Here is a 13,836-nt window from a genome sequence, read left to right as displayed (position 1 = left end):
ACCTCCGATGGCGGGCATCAAGGAAGAAAACGCTGACTGCAAGCTGTGGCTGAACTACGTTGCGCAGTCGCCCGACGGGCTATTCCTGGTCTGCATAGCGCAGGCGGGCCAGACCTTCTGGACGCGGGGCGACACATAAAAGTTATTGCCTGACAAAAGCATTGTGCGGAATTGTTAACGGTAAGTCGACCGAACTCAGCAGTCCAGGTTCTGCGGCAACGACATACGGCACCGCGTTGAGAACTCGCATCGCGGTGGCGACCATCGCACCGGCCCCAGAGGTCATCCCCGCGACTCCGGCCCGGCGCGGATCCTTGAGCGTCGCCGCGAGCGTGCATTCGATGTCGGGATCACCCGCGATCACGACCCGGTAGGACAGATCGCCGATGCCGGTGGGCCAATCGGGCGCGACGTCGTGGGCCAGCCGGGTGACGTGTTCGATGACGATGGCCTCGCGGCCGTCCACCACGCCGATGGCCTGCATCCGTATTGCCCCGCACGTGCCCGCCTCCACGGTACCCATCGCGACGTTCAACGTCCGGTTCGTCATTGCGCGATCGAAGCTTTCGCGTACCTCTTGGACTTCCACCCCGAGCGCATCGGCGATCAATCGGATCTGCCCCTGCCATTCGCCGGCGATCGCGCCGGGAAAGCTGATCCATGGTTGATAGTCGGGGCGCTGACCGAAGCCCAGCGCGTTGCGCATGATGTCGAGAACTCCGTAGTCGTCGTACAACCCGATCTCGAACGCGTGAATCTTTTCGATCGACGACGACTGAGTCGACAGCGCCAGAGGCAAGTAGTCGGCGGCGAAGCCCGGCTCGATTCCCGATGCATAAAGCGAAGCGTGGCCCTGTTTGGCCGCCGCTACCAGTTGATCGCGCCACTGCGCGGGCTCGTAGGCGTGCGGATTGACCAGCCGCGTGGTGCTTGTCGTGACGACATTGATCCCGGCCTCGAGTAGCTTGACGTAGTCCGGGATGGCCAGCGCGTCGCGCTCGGGACCGCTGGCGGCGTAGATGACGCAGTCGGGTTTCAGGCCGATCAGCGCATCCGCGTCATTGGTGGCGGCAAGTCCGATCGGCTCACCGTTGGCGAGCTCGCCGGCGTCCTTTCCGACCTTCTCATCCGAGTGCACCCACACGCCGACGAGCACGATGTCGGGTCGACGTTGGATGGCGTGGATGGCGATCGATCCGATGCCGCCCGTCGCCCAGACCACCACGCGTAAAGGGCTGTTCGCCATTTCGATCCTCTCTTACTAAGTGCTGAGGCTACCTAATTTTTGGTCCGTGATCGGGGTGGGTGGGCCAGACGCCTTCTTACCGAAAACATTGATATGTGGTATCGCGAACCTGGACAAAAGATCCAAAGAACAAATATTAGGTTGATAAGGTGCCCACACGCGGCGGTCCTCATACCGCCGGCCGGCACGAGAACAATGCGGGAGACGTGACCGATGTTCACGCTGAGGTTCGACATGCGAGCGCCCGATTGGGCCGCGCCCGCCACCGACCTGTATGCCGCGGCCATCGACATGTGCGCCTGGGCGGAGACCCGTGGTGCGATCCTCACCGTCCTGTCCGAGCACCATGGCGCCGACGACGGCCATCTGCCGACCCCGCTGATCTTGGCCTCGGCGATCGCCGCCAGAACCAAGCAGATGGCGATTCTCCTTGCCGCGGTGCCGATTCCACTCTGGGATCCGATACGGCTGGCCGAGGAGATGACGGTCTTGGATCTCATCAGCAGAGGCCGCGTGTCGTATGTCTTTGGTGTCGGTCATCGCAGCGAGGAGTACGACCATTTCGGCTTGGACATCACCAGGCGTGGCCGAGTCGCCGACGAGATGCTGGCCGTGCTCGGCCGTCTGGTGCGAGGCGAACCTGTCGAGTATCACGGCCGCCGGGTTCGCGTCACCCCGTCGTGCGGGTCGGCGACGGGACCGCTGATGATGATCGCCGGCGGCAGCAAGGCGGCCGCTCGGCGCGCCGCCACGCACGGCCTCGGGTTCATCTCGCAGACCGATTCCCCGGATCTGCGGGAGTACTACGAATCGCAATGCCGGGCCGCCGGGCACGAGCCCGGCATCGTTCAGTTTCCGGTACCAGGCACTCCCACAACGGTTTTCGTCGCCGACGATGTAGATCGTGCGTGGGAGGTGCTGGGACCGCACCTGGTGCACGACGCCGTGACCGCCGCGTCGTACCGCCCGCACGACGACTCGGTGGGCAGCATCACTCGTGCCGACAACGTGACGGCCCTGCGGGAAGAGGAAGGTCCCTACCGGATATTCACCCCGGATGAGGCAACAGACTACATCCGCAGCGGGCGACCGCTGCCATTGCACCCGCTGTGCGGCGGCATTCCGCCCGCGGCGGCGTGGCACCATCTGGAGCTTGCGGCCGCGGCGACCGCGCGGGCGCGGTCCGAGTAGAGGAGAACGTCTGTGCCGTCTTCGGTGTCTGAACCCGCTCGTACCGTCGTATGGTCCACCGGGGGAGTCGGTGCGCACGCAATTGATGCGATCAGACGCCGCCCCGATATGAAACTGGTTGGCGTATGGGTGTATTCGCCGGACAAAGTTGGTAAGGACGCTGGCGAGTTGGCCGGTGGCGAACCGATCGGTGTGGCCGCAACCAACGACGCCGATGCGCTGATCGGGCTTGCGCCGGACTGCGTGGTCTATGCCGCGAGCGGACCCGAACGGGACGCGGCCGCGGTGCGCGACTACCTGCGGTTGCTGGAGGCCGGCATCAACGTCGTGTCGACGTCGTCGACCAGCCTGGTCTACCCGCCGTCGTACTTCGCCCCGGATTGGCGAAACCAACTCGAGGCGGCCGCCGCCGCCGGCCACGCGTCGTTGTATGTATCGGGCATCTTCCCCGGCTTCGCATCCGACCAGCTTGCGCTGCTGATGAGCACCCAGTCGAAGAACATTCGCAGCATCACGGCCAGCGAGGTCGCGCTGAATGACCACTACCCGGTCGCGGACGTGATGATGGACGGACTGGGCTTCGATCGGCCGATGGACTTCGAACCGATGATGAAGACACCGGGTTTCATCGAGATGGCTTGGAAAGCACCGATATACCTGATGGCACAAGGCCTCGGCGTCGAGGTGGAGGAGATGCGGAGTTCCTTCGATCGGCAACCGACCGATCGCGAGATCGAGGTGGCATTCGGCACCATCCCGGCAGGCACCTGCGGCGCCGTCCGCACCCGCGCCGCAGGCGTGGTCAACGGCCGGGAAGCGATCGTGATCGAACACGTCATCCGGATGGCGCGCGACGTCGCACCCGACTGGCCGCAGTCGGAGTTCGACGCGACCTACCGGGTCGACATCGTCGGCGATCCTGACATCCACTGCGAGATGGCGCTCGGCGAGGCCGAAGGCCACGGCGCGGGCCGGGCCGCCATGGCGTCCACGGCCATGCGCGTCGTCAACGCGATCCCGTATGTCATCGACGCGGCGCCTGGGCTGCTGAGCTCGTTGGACATCCCAATGACCCTGCCGCGGAACGCTTTTGACTGAGCAGTTCACGGAAGTGTGCTTACTTGGGCTGGTTCGGCACGCCTGGGAACATCTGGCCCGGCGGCGCGGCGGTCACCCAACCGCCCCACTTCGTAACCAGATGGGGCGCAAAGACGGCACCGTATAGAACGTTTCCGATGACGACGACGGCGACGATGGACAGAATCGACGATCCAAGTCGACTCTTCGACCGCTTATCGGCCCACATCTCGATGACATTTCGTCCTTGCGCGTCGGTGCGACCGAGGAGATAGGTGAAGACCATCATCTGAATACCCATCGCCAGCGAGTCGTAGAGCGGGTACTGGTGAGTCGTTCCCTCACGTATCGCCAGGCCGGGAATCACCCGGCCGTAATAGAAGACGCCGAGCTTGGCTCCGACAAACCCGTTGAAAAGAAGCGCCCAGCAGAAGCCGACGAGCAGGCCGACGGTCAATAGTGTTGTGGGCCTGCGCCAACCGAACTTCGCGCTCAACCATCGCCCCAGCCCGGCGCCTGTCACGGCCGGCAGCACGAAGTAGGAGATGTAGCCGACCGGGACGAACAGGGGTAATCCACCCCATGTCATGTTCAGCGGCCACCACGACGGCATGCGGGGAATAGCGGGCGGGAACTGCGCGTACATCGCCCAGTCGTAGGGCGCCTCGATCCACGAGAACGAGATGGCCGAAATGCAAAGCAGTAGCAGGGGATGGACGCGGCGCTGGCGAACGCTCAGATACACGCCGATCGCGGTGAACGTGATGCCCCCGACGAGCGCGAAGTCACTGGCCGCCTGCATCAACGGGGTCATCTGAGCACTCATTGGTCACGCCCTCGACGTGCTTCCGGGTCGAAGCGCAACACCAGCCCGAAGATCAGAATGATCAGCCCGAACAGCGTGCCAAGAATGATCACGGCGCCCATGTCCGCACTCCTTTCGATCCGCACTCGACGTTTAGGATAGTGCATACTATCCTAAAGTCTATGCCCCAGCGATCTGCTTCCAGGCAGAGCACGGGAGAAATGCCGGCTACGGCGATCCGCCGGCCGCGTGGCGAGCCGCGCAGACTCTTGCTCGACGCCGCCCGAACCCTATTCGGCCGCCGGGACTACCGCAGCACCACGACTCGTGAAATCGCCCAAGCGGCCGGCGTCACCGAACATCTGCTGTTCCGCAACTTCGGTTCGAAGGCGGCGCTGTTCCGCGAAGCCCTCGTCCTGCCGTTCACCAACTTCGTCGACGAATTCGGCCGGACCTGGCAGTCCGTCATCCCCGAGGAGACCGACGAGCAGGAGCTGACCCGGCTATTCGTAGGACAGCTCTACGACGTGTTCGTCAAACACCAGGGTCTGCTGGTGACGCTGATGGCATCGGAGGCGCTGAGCGAAGAGGAACTGGCTGATACCGGTATTGCCGACGTCAGGCGGGCACTCACGGTCCTCGGTCGAATCAGCGCCGAGGGCATGAACCTACGCGGGCTGCGGTCCGACCATCCCGACCTGCCGGCGCACTCAACGGTGGCGATGATCGCCGGCATGGCTGCGCTGCGGTCGACCTACTTCGGCACCAAGCCGCCGTCGAGGGAGGTGATCGTTGACGAACTCATCCAGGCAATCCTGCACGGCTTCCTGCACCGCAACGACTGAACAGCCAACGCTGCACTGGAAGGGACCCGACTGAAGATGACAGGCGCCAAAGCGGTCGAGTTGTATTACGACCCATACGATCCCGACATCGACGACAACCCATACCCGGTGTGGAAGCGGATGCGCGAAGAAGCGCCGTTGTACTACAACGAAAAGTACAACTTCTACGCGCTGAGTCGCTACGACGACGTGGCGCGCGAACTGCCTAATTGGCAGACGTACCGATCCGGCCGCGGCACCACCGCCGACATCTTGTTCAACAACATCGAGGTGCCGCCCGGCATTCTGCTTTTCGAGGATCCGCCCCTGCACGATCTGCACCGTCGCCTGCTGTCCCGGGTCTTCACGCCCCGGCGCATGCTCGCCGTCGAATCGCTGGTACGCGAATTCTGTACCGGGGAGCTGGACCCGCTTGTCGGTGCCGACGGCTTCGATTTCATCGCGGATCTGGGGGCGATGATGCCCATGCGGACCATCGGTTATCTGTTGGGCATCCCCGAAGAACATCAAGCGAGCATCCGAGATCGCAACGGCGCCTTCAACGACACAGCCAAACGGCGCGAGCCTGACGAAGTCAGTCAGAAGATATTCGAAGAAACCATCATGATGTTCGGCGAGTTCATCGAATGGCGAGCCGAGCATCCCTCCGACGACCTGATGACCGAGCTCCTGGCCGCCGAGATCGACGAACCCGACGGTACGCGGCGGCCGTTGTCACGGACCGAGGTGCTGGCGTATACCGCAATGATCGCCGGTGCCGGTAACGAAACGACCACCCGGCTCATCGGTTTCATGGGCCAGCTGCTGTCGGATCATCCGGATCAACGCCGCGAGCTCGCGGCCGACCCGTCCCTGATCCCGGGCGCGGTCGAGGAGTCACTGCGCTACGAGCCGCCATCGCCGGTGCAGGCCCGCTACGTCGCCCAGGATGCCGAGCATTACGGCCGCGTCGTACCGGAAGGGTCGTTCATGTTGCTGCTCAACGCTTCTGCCAACCGAGACGAACATCAGTTCCCAGATCCAGACCGCTTCGACATTCACCGTCGCGGCAGCCATCTGAGCTTCGGGCAGGGACTGCACTTCTGCCTCGGCTCGGCGCTGGCCCGGTTGGAAGCTCGGGTGGCCTTCGAAGAGGTACTCAAGCGCTGGCCGGACTGGGAAGTCGACTACGCCAACGCCGAACGCGCACACACCGCGAGCGTGCGCGGGTGGGCACGCTTGCCCGTCGTCACCGGATAAGGGAACGCAGTGTCGTACGAAAGCAGCGCCGAGCCAATCAAAATCGGTTACCTGATGGACTTTCTGCTGCCCGAGGTTTTCCGAAGACGTACTTCGAAGACCTGACGCAACCGGTCGACGGCCTGTCCAAGGGATCGGTCAAAGCGGTCATCGACGCCTCTGGCGCGCCGTGCGACGAGGGCCGTTTCAAAGTCCCCTGCATCACTGTGACGGGATCGGAGGAGGCACTCGGCGGATGGTTGTCCTCGTTCCCGATGGGTTCGCACATTGACGAGCCGATCTTCTGGTCCGCCCTGCTGGCCAAGGGCGGACATACCGAGGTCGGCGTGCTCAATGAGCAGCCCGGGTCGGTAGCGGTACGTGCGGTCCAGGTCCCGGGCTGATTCCAGCCCGCTGCGCGACGTCAGAACCGTATAGTCGGCGCAAGCCGCCCGGCGGCGAGGAACGGAGGCAACCCGTGAAGACCCCGAAGACCGTGGCAGTAGGCGTAGCGCTCACCGCAGCCGCGCTGGCTCTGGCGCCGAGCGCCGCAGCCGGGATGCTGATCGGCAACTACGAAGTCGAGACCACGCGGGATCCGGGTCACTCCTGGCTCTGGGAGGTCAGGAAGTGCCAGGTTGAGACTCCGGACTGCGTCCACGTGAACACCACACCGAGGCCCAACGGGCAAGCGGTGTCGTGGACCGGAGATGCACACCTCGCCAATGGTCGCTACACAATGGTCGTCGACACGACCGATGGTGTGCGCTGCACCGTGTACTTCCTGCCGTCGCACGACACCTATTCATGGGACGCGGCGACACTGAACGGCTCGGTGGACTCGACTTTCGACGCCGGCTGCGGCGGCGCACCGGGCGGGACCGTCTCGTATCCCTTCTCACTGGTGCGTTACTAGGACTGCGTCGCGTCCTCGCAGTGTGCGTCCAGGATCACTTGCTTGATGTCGGCCGTCCGGATCTTCTATCGCGACTGAGATCGATCCGCGCCTACGCTTGTGTCAGTTGGAAGCCCAACACCGTGGTAGCGCCGGTGTAATTCGATGGTGAACAAGACGATTGCTAGCCTCGCGAGAGCCTAGGCCTTGCGAGGTCGGCGGCGTTGGGTGTTCTCAACGCGAAGCGACAGGTTGCCGCGCCGCCGATGCCGCCGCTTGCGCCGGTGATGACGATCGTCCTACCCGGCACGGCTGGCTAACGCATGACAGCGGCGCAGTCGGTGCCGGTACTTAACGTCGCCGCAGTAAAGCTCAGGTGCAATTCGGACAGTCCGCGCAAGATATAGGTCGGCTCGTAGTTGTAGCGACGTTCGCGGGCCGGTCCGTGTTTGGTCTCGCTGATGTTGATTTCGGACATCCGATCTAGGAGGCGCTCGATCGAGACTCGGCCCTCGACCCGGGCCAGCGGTGCACCTGGACAGGAATGCACTCCGCGGGCGAACGCCATGTGTTCGCGGACGTTCTTGCGGTCGAGCTGGAACTCATGTGGATTGTCGAATCGGCGTGGATCACGGTTGGCGGCACCGGGTAACACCATCACGATGGTGCCGACGGGGATGTCTACCCCGCCGATGGTGGCCGGCCTGCGGGCCAGCCGGGAGTCACTTTTGACCGGACTCTCCATGCGCAGCGATTCTTCAATGAAGTTGGGAATCAGGCTGCGGTCATTGCGCAGCTTCTGCTGGATATCGCGTCGATCGCCGAGTGTCTGCAGCGCCGCGGAGAGCAGCTTGGCGGTGGTCTCCTGCCCGGCGGCGAAAAGAAAGGTCGCTGAACGACTTACTTCGATGACCTCGGGCGTGGATCCGTCGGGGTACTTCGCCGTCGCCAACGAGGTCAGCACGTCGTCGCGGGGACTGCTGCGCCGGTCTTCGATGTAGGAGCAGAACTTCTCGTCGAGCCACTCCAGCGGGTTGACGCCGACTGACTCGTGATCGAGCGCTCCCACCCGCGCGCCGGGGCGGTCCGCGCCTAGCACAGAGCGGAACTGCTTGTGGTCTTCTTCGGGGACACCAAGCAGGTCGGCGATCACCAAAGTTGCGAAGGGCTTTGAATACTCGGCGATGAACTCGCACTCGCCGTTGCCGAGGAACTCGTCGATCTGGCGATCGGCCAGCTGCCACATGAATTCCTCGTTCTCCTTCAACCGGCTGGGTGTCAGCAACCGGCTCAGGATCGAGCGTGCGCGAGTGTGGTCCGGAGGATCCATGGTGACCATGTGCTCGTTCATCGGGAACTGACCGCGGTGCTGCTCGATCAGCGGCGTGAGGTCCTCGCCCACCGGCTCGAATGGCAGCGGCGGGAACGGCCCCCCGAGCGCGACACAATTGGAAAACGTGTCGGGGTCTTTATAGACCGCATTGGCCTCTTCCCAGCCGGTGATCGCGACGACGTTGTGGTGGGGTAGCCGCAGCACTGGGTTTTGGCTGCGCAGGTAGTCGAAGTAGGGGTGCGGATCGGGAACCAGGGACGGGTCGGTGAAAAAGTCGATGGTTTCGAAGGTGGTCATGGTGTCACGCGCCTCCCGAGGCTGATTTACCCGTGGTTTCAGGGCGAGGCGTGGCGACGTCCTGATTCAAGATCGATAAAAGTGCTGAGCATCTGCTTAGCATGGCGCTAACTTCGTGGTCAAGGTCACGGCGTCGCGCGACGCTACGATCTTCCATGTTCAGCAAACGATCGGCAGGAGTTGGGAGCCAAGGCATGACTTCGGCGCGCAGAATCGGGGCACCCGACGCCAAGAACCGCGGCGTGCTGCTCGACGCCGCCGAACAGTTGATGCTCGAAGAGGGTTATGCCGCAGTGACTTCCCGTCGTGTCGCGGAGAAGGCGGCGCTGAAGCCGCAGCTTGTCCACTACTACTTCCGCACCATGGACGATCTGTTCTTGGCGGCGTTCCGCCGCCGCGCCGAAGAAGGCCTTGAGGTGCAAGCGCAGGTTTTGCAGGCGCGGCAACCATTGTGGGCGCTGTGGCGGTTCAGCACCGATCCGGCGGCAACCGCGATCACCATGGAATTCATCGCGCTGGCCAACCACCGCAAGGCGCTCAAAGCCGAGATTGCTTATTACGCGGAGCGTTTCCGCGAAGAGCAACAAAAGGCGCTGTCGACGGTTCTGCGGCGCTACGGCATCGACCCCGCCGAGGTGCCCGCGCTGGTGTGGTCGGTGCTGATGACGAGCGTTTCCCGAGTCCTGGTAATCGAGCAGGCCCTCGGCATGTCCGCCGGGCATGCCGAAACCGTCGAGTTCGTCGAGCGCTACCTCTACCGACTGGAGGGTGCCCCTGAGGGTCTTCCGGCTCACCAGCTACGCAGCGAACAGAGCACGCCCTTGGCGCCATCGTTCGAGACGACCACCGCCCCGTCGACCACGAGAGCACAGTGAAACTGCGGCGTGCCCGGTTCGGTGCCGACGCTGACTGTGACCATGGCGTAGTCGTTGGGATCCGACAGCATCACCACAGGTGAGACCCATGGGTGGCCCGGCGCGATATCGGCTTGGACGTTGGGAGTGAACTGGTACGGGTTGTGGCTGTAGTCGGAGAACTTTTGCGGCTGCTGATCCAGGTAATAGATGTCGGCATAGATGGGATTGGCTGACGTGACGACATACCTGACCGGATGCATGACCGGGTCATCCGCCCGTGACGGCGCGGCGAAGCCGTTAGCGGTCACCACCATCGCCAACGTTGCAGCCAGCATGGGCCTGCCGACTGTTTTCACGTCGCACCTCCTACCTTGGTGGCACGGTTCATCACCCGATCGGCGGCTCGCCAGTGCGCGTCGCCAACCCATAACCGCGCAAACGCTTTCACGGCTTCCTCGGGGGAGACCCCGTCGATGACACGCTTGATCTCGCCGGCGGGACGGGCCGAAAGTGCCCGCGCCACCCGTCGCCAGTCCTCGTCGAAGGTGGATCGCGGCAGCACCTGGTCGATCAGTCCGATTCGTTCGGCATCTGCGGCATCGAGCACGGTGCCGGTTCCGGCCAACAGCAGTGCCCTGCTCTTGCCGACCAATGCGGCCAACCGCTCGGCGCCGCCCCAGGCAGGCATGATCTCCAGGGCCACCTGATTGAAGCCGATCTTGATGTCGTCGGCGGCCAACCGGATGTCGGCGGCCACTGCGACCTCGGCCCCACCACCCAGGGCGTGACCATTCAGCGCGGCGATCACCGGCACGGGAAAGCTCGCCAGCCGGTCGCAGATCGATCGCATCCGCCAGGCCATCGCCGCCGCGTCTTCCTGGGTCCTGATCGCGCTGAGCTCTTTGAGGTCTCCGCCAGACACGAAGGCCCGATCACCGGCGCCGGTGATGGCGAGAGCGCTGGCTCCCTCGGCCGCATCGAGTGCCTTCTCCAACTGGTCCATAGTGTCCAGGGAGATGGCGTTGCGTGCGTGCGGCCGGTCGATGGTCAGCACGGCAAGACCCTGGTCGAACTCGACGTCCACCATGCGCCGCTTCCCATCGCGCGATATTGGCATTCTCCTCAGCGGAGAATAGCATCGCCCATTGAATCGACAGCCTTTTGCATGACCCTAACGTTTGCCGGTCGGAGCCTTGAGCCAATGCGCAATATTCCCGTTGAACTGGTCACCCGATATGAGGAAGCGGGCTGGTGGACCCGCGAGACCCTCGGGCAGGTGCTGGCCGCTGGGTTGCACGCCGCGCCGGACGCGCGGTTTCGGGTGTATTCGGACGTGCGGCCATGGTCGGGGACGTTCCGCGACGTCGAGCAAGTGGCCCGTCGGCTCGCGACCGGGCTGCGCGCCCACGGCGTCGGCGCGGGTGACGTGGTGGCGTTTCAGTTGCCGAATTGGATGGAGGCCGCCGCGACGTTCTGGGCGGCGGCGTTCCTGGGGGCGGAGCTGGTGCCGATCGTGCACTTCTACGGCCGCAAGGAGCTGGCGCACATCCTGGCCTCCGCCAAACCGCGCGTGTTCATCACCGCCGAGGAGTTCGGCCGGATGACCTATCAGCCCGATCTGTGTTCGGAGGTTCCGATCGTCGGGCTGGTCGGGCGTGACTTCGACGATCTGCTCGCCGACGAACCGATGGCCGGCGCGGTTGCCGCCGACCCGGCGGGACCCGCTTTGATCGCCTTCACCTCTGGGACGACCAGCGCGCCCAAGGGCGTCGTCCACAGCCATCGCAGCCTGGTCTGCGAGGCGCGTCAGCTCTCCGGCCAGATCCGGTCGATCGGCGATAATCAGCTGACCGCGACACCGGTCGGCCACTTCATCGGAATGCTTGCCGCTTTGCTGATCCCGGTCCTCAACGGCGGGTCGGTGCATCTGATCGACAACTGGGACCCGGGCGAGGTGCTGGCGTTGATGGACCGCGATGGCCTCACGCTGGGTGGCGGACCGCCCTACTTCGTCACCAGCCTGCTTGATCACCCCGATTGCACGCCCGCGCATCGGGCCCGGATCAAGACCCTCGGGCTGGGCGGGTCGACGGTGCTGGCGGCGGTGACCCGACGCCTCTCGGATATGGGCATCATCGTGTTCCGGTCCTACGGCAGCAGCGAGCACCCGTCGATCACCGGCTCAACCCTGGACGCGCCGGAGGACAAACGCCTGTTCACCGATGGCTGTCCGATGCCCGGCGTCGAGATCCGGTTGGCCGCCGACGGCGAGATTTTCAGCCGCGGCCCGGACCTGTTTCTCGGCTACACCGACGATGCGCTGACCGCGGCCGCCTTTGATGACGACGGCTGGTATCGCACCGGTGACGTTGGCGTGCTGGATGCCGATGGCTACCTGACCATCACCGACCGCAAGGCCGATGTGATCATCCGGGGCGGCGAGAACATCAGCGCCGTCGAAGTCGAAGAGGTGCTGCTGGGGATGCCCGGAATCGCCGAGGCGGTGGTGGTGGCTGCCCCCGATGCGGGCCTTGGCGAACGGGTCGCCGCCGTGCTGCGGCTCAAACCCGGGCATGTGTTGCCCACCGACGATGAGGTTCGGGCGCATTTCGCCGGCCAGGGGGTGGCTCGTCAGAAGTGGCCGGAAGTTTTGCTCGAAGTCAGCGACTATCCGCGCACGGCGAGCGGCAAAGTACAGAAGCGTCTGGTGCGTGCGAGCATTGCGGTAGCGTCTGGGTGAGAATACTATTCTCACAAACTGCGAAGGAGGATTTCATGGGGCAGTTGTCGCATCGGGAGGACGTTCCGTTCCCGCTCTTTGACGCGGATAATCACCTCTACGAACCGCCGGAGGCACTGACCAAGTTCCTGCCCAAGGAGTACAAGGACTTCGTCCAGTACGTTCAGGTCAACGGGCGCACCAAGATCGCGATCCGCGGGCAGATCAGCAATTACATTCCCAACCCGACCTTCGAGGTCGTCGCCCGGCCGGGTGCGTGGGAGGAATACTTCAAGTACGGCAACCCGGACGGCAAGACCAAGCGCGAGCTGTTCGGTGAACCGATGCGCGCGATCCCGGCGTTCTTCGAGCCCGGCCCGCGTCTGGAGCAGATGAACGAGCTGGGCCTGGACCGCACCCTGATGTTCCCGACCCTGGCCAGCCTGCTCGAGGAGCGGCTACGCGACGACCCGGTCGCCATCCACGTCCTGATCCATGGGCTGAACCAGTGGCTCGATGAGGTCTGGGGCTTCAACTACCAGAACCGGATCTTCACCACCCCGGTCATCACCCTGCCGATCGTGGAGAAGGCGATCGAGGAGCTGGAGTGGGCAGTCAAGCGCGGTGCGCGTTGCATCCTGGTCCGCCCGGCGCCGGTTCCCGGCTTTCGCGGTCCCCGGTCGTTCGCACTGCCCGAGTTCGACCCGTTCTGGGAGCGGGTCGTCGAGCACGACCTGCTGGTTGGCATGCACTCCAGCGACAGCGGCTACTCCCGGTACACCTCCGAGTGGGACGGTGCCGACCAAGAGATGCTGCCATTCCAAACCAATGCGATGGGCATCCTCAACGAGTGGCGGCCGATCCAGGACTCGGTGGGGTCGTGGGTGATCCACGGCGCGCTCTACCGCCATCCCAAGCTGAAGGTCGCGATCGTCGAGGCCGGTTCGAAGTGGATGTTGCCGCTGCTCGACGGCCTGGCGGAGGTCTACCGGAAAGCCCCGGAAGCCTTCCCGAGCGACCCCGTCGAGATGATCAAGAACCGAATCCACGTCAGCCCGTTCTTCGAGGACGGCATCGACGATCTGGTCAACCTCGTCGGTGTGGATCAGGTGCTGTACGGCTCGGACTGGCCGCACCCAGAAGGGCTGGCGGAGCCGACCTTCTACATCAACGCGCTGGCGCACCTGCCGGTCGAAGATCAGGCAAAGATCATGGGCGGCAACCTCGCTCGTCTCGTCACGGTGTGACAGGCCGGCCAAACTGGCAGACCATCCCTGAGATGGTCTTGAGCGCGGCGGACCGCTTCGGCGACGCGGAAGCGATTGTCGATGGTCCGCTGCGCTTCACCTTCGC

At 64.1% G+C, this 13,836-nt stretch carries 13 protein-coding genes and 2 pseudogenes; 9 read left to right on the top strand and 6 right to left on the bottom strand.

Going from position 1 to position 13,836, the window contains the following annotated elements:
* Window positions 1–142 precede the first annotated feature (142 nt).
* On the bottom strand, window positions 143–1,246 hold the full coding sequence (locus ACLQI9_RS07815; RefSeq protein ID WP_442391431.1) for an NAD(P)H-dependent amine dehydrogenase family protein: 1,104 nt from the start codon (window positions 1,244–1,246) through the stop codon (window positions 143–145).
* A 213-nt stretch (window positions 1,247–1,459) separates the two neighbouring features.
* Here ACLQI9_RS07815 and ACLQI9_RS07810 point away from each other — a divergent pair, with 213 nt between their 5' ends.
* Both ACLQI9_RS07810 and ACLQI9_RS07805 read left to right on the top strand, forming a co-directional pair.
* A complete protein-coding gene (locus ACLQI9_RS07810; RefSeq protein ID WP_442391430.1) occupies window positions 1,460–2,437 on the top strand; it encodes an LLM class flavin-dependent oxidoreductase in 978 nt (325 codons plus the stop codon).
* Between the two features lie 108 nt (window positions 2,438–2,545).
* The gene (locus ACLQI9_RS07805; protein WP_442391428.1) at window positions 2,546–3,535 is read left to right on the top strand and encodes an NAD(P)H-dependent amine dehydrogenase family protein; all 990 of its coding nucleotides are present in this window, start codon (window positions 2,546–2,548) and stop codon (window positions 3,533–3,535) included.
* 19 nt (window positions 3,536–3,554) lie between these two features.
* On the opposite strand, the gene ACLQI9_RS07800 is transcribed toward ACLQI9_RS07805, so the two are convergent.
* On the bottom strand, window positions 3,555–4,340 hold the full coding sequence (locus ACLQI9_RS07800; RefSeq protein WP_442391426.1) for a spirocyclase AveC family protein: 786 nt from the start codon (window positions 4,338–4,340) through the stop codon (window positions 3,555–3,557).
* Between the two features lie 161 nt (window positions 4,341–4,501).
* Between ACLQI9_RS07800 and ACLQI9_RS07795 the strand changes: the two genes are divergently transcribed.
* The 4 genes and pseudogenes from ACLQI9_RS07795 (at window position 4,502) to ACLQI9_RS07780 (ending at window position 7,298) form a co-directional block, all read left to right on the top strand.
* A complete protein-coding gene (locus ACLQI9_RS07795; RefSeq protein WP_442391424.1) occupies window positions 4,502–5,164 on the top strand; it encodes a TetR/AcrR family transcriptional regulator in 663 nt (220 codons plus the stop codon).
* A gap of 36 nt (window positions 5,165–5,200) precedes the next feature.
* Complete coding sequence (locus tag ACLQI9_RS07790) at window positions 5,201–6,403, top strand: cytochrome P450 (protein ID WP_442384550.1); 1,203 nt, start codon at window positions 5,201–5,203, stop codon at window positions 6,401–6,403.
* Window positions 6,404–6,412: 9 nt separating this feature from the next.
* Window positions 6,413–6,744, top strand: a pseudogene (locus tag ACLQI9_RS07785) (ABC transporter substrate-binding protein); the annotation flags it as partial.
* Between the two features lie 197 nt (window positions 6,745–6,941).
* Window positions 6,942–7,298, top strand: coding sequence for a hypothetical protein (locus ACLQI9_RS07780; RefSeq protein WP_442384566.1), 357 nt, complete (start codon window positions 6,942–6,944; stop codon window positions 7,296–7,298).
* A gap of 110 nt (window positions 7,299–7,408) precedes the next feature.
* Here the strand turns inward: ACLQI9_RS07780 and ACLQI9_RS07775 are convergent.
* Together ACLQI9_RS07775 and ACLQI9_RS07770 are read right to left on the bottom strand one after the other, a co-directional pair.
* A pseudogene (locus tag ACLQI9_RS07775) lies at window positions 7,409–7,516 on the bottom strand (SDR family NAD(P)-dependent oxidoreductase); the annotation flags it as partial.
* Window positions 7,517–7,593: 77 nt separating this feature from the next.
* On the bottom strand, window positions 7,594–8,907 hold the full coding sequence (locus tag ACLQI9_RS07770) for a cytochrome P450 (protein ID WP_442384548.1): 1,314 nt from the start codon (window positions 8,905–8,907) through the stop codon (window positions 7,594–7,596).
* Between the two features lie 194 nt (window positions 8,908–9,101).
* On the opposite strand from ACLQI9_RS07770, the gene ACLQI9_RS07765 reads away from it, so the two are divergent.
* On the top strand, window positions 9,102–9,782 hold the full coding sequence (locus ACLQI9_RS07765) for a TetR/AcrR family transcriptional regulator (RefSeq protein ID WP_442384546.1): 681 nt from the start codon (window positions 9,102–9,104) through the stop codon (window positions 9,780–9,782).
* On the opposite strand, the gene ACLQI9_RS07760 is transcribed toward ACLQI9_RS07765, so the two are convergent.
* On the bottom strand, window positions 9,698–10,099 hold the full coding sequence (locus ACLQI9_RS07760; RefSeq protein ID WP_442384564.1) for a hypothetical protein: 402 nt from the start codon (window positions 10,097–10,099) through the stop codon (window positions 9,698–9,700). The two genes, ACLQI9_RS07765 and ACLQI9_RS07760, sit on opposite strands and share 85 nt — an antisense overlap.
* Window positions 10,100–10,116: 17 nt before the next feature.
* Window positions 10,117–10,851, bottom strand: a complete 735-nt coding sequence (locus ACLQI9_RS07755) for an enoyl-CoA hydratase/isomerase family protein (RefSeq protein ID WP_442384544.1) — start codon at window positions 10,849–10,851, stop codon at window positions 10,117–10,119.
* A gap of 114 nt (window positions 10,852–10,965) precedes the next feature.
* Between ACLQI9_RS07755 and ACLQI9_RS07750 the strand changes: the two genes are divergently transcribed.
* Both ACLQI9_RS07750 and ACLQI9_RS07745 read left to right on the top strand, forming a co-directional pair.
* Window positions 10,966–12,504 carry an AMP-binding protein gene (locus ACLQI9_RS07750; RefSeq protein WP_442384542.1) on the top strand — a complete coding sequence of 513 codons (1,539 nt, stop codon included), beginning with the start codon at window positions 10,966–10,968 and terminating at the stop codon, window positions 12,502–12,504.
* Window positions 12,505–12,539: 35 nt separating this feature from the next.
* The gene (locus tag ACLQI9_RS07745) at window positions 12,540–13,730 is read left to right on the top strand and encodes an amidohydrolase family protein (RefSeq protein ID WP_442384540.1); all 1,191 of its coding nucleotides are present in this window, start codon (window positions 12,540–12,542) and stop codon (window positions 13,728–13,730) included.
* Window positions 13,731–13,836: the final 106 nt, after the last annotated feature.

Origin of the sequence: Mycobacterium sp. (assembly GCF_052143115.1) — a bacterium.
In the GTDB taxonomy this organism is placed as follows: domain Bacteria; phylum Actinomycetota; class Actinomycetes; order Mycobacteriales; family Mycobacteriaceae; genus Mycobacterium.
Note: the sequence above shows the minus strand (reverse complement) of the source record. Positions and strands in the feature narration are given on the sequence as shown.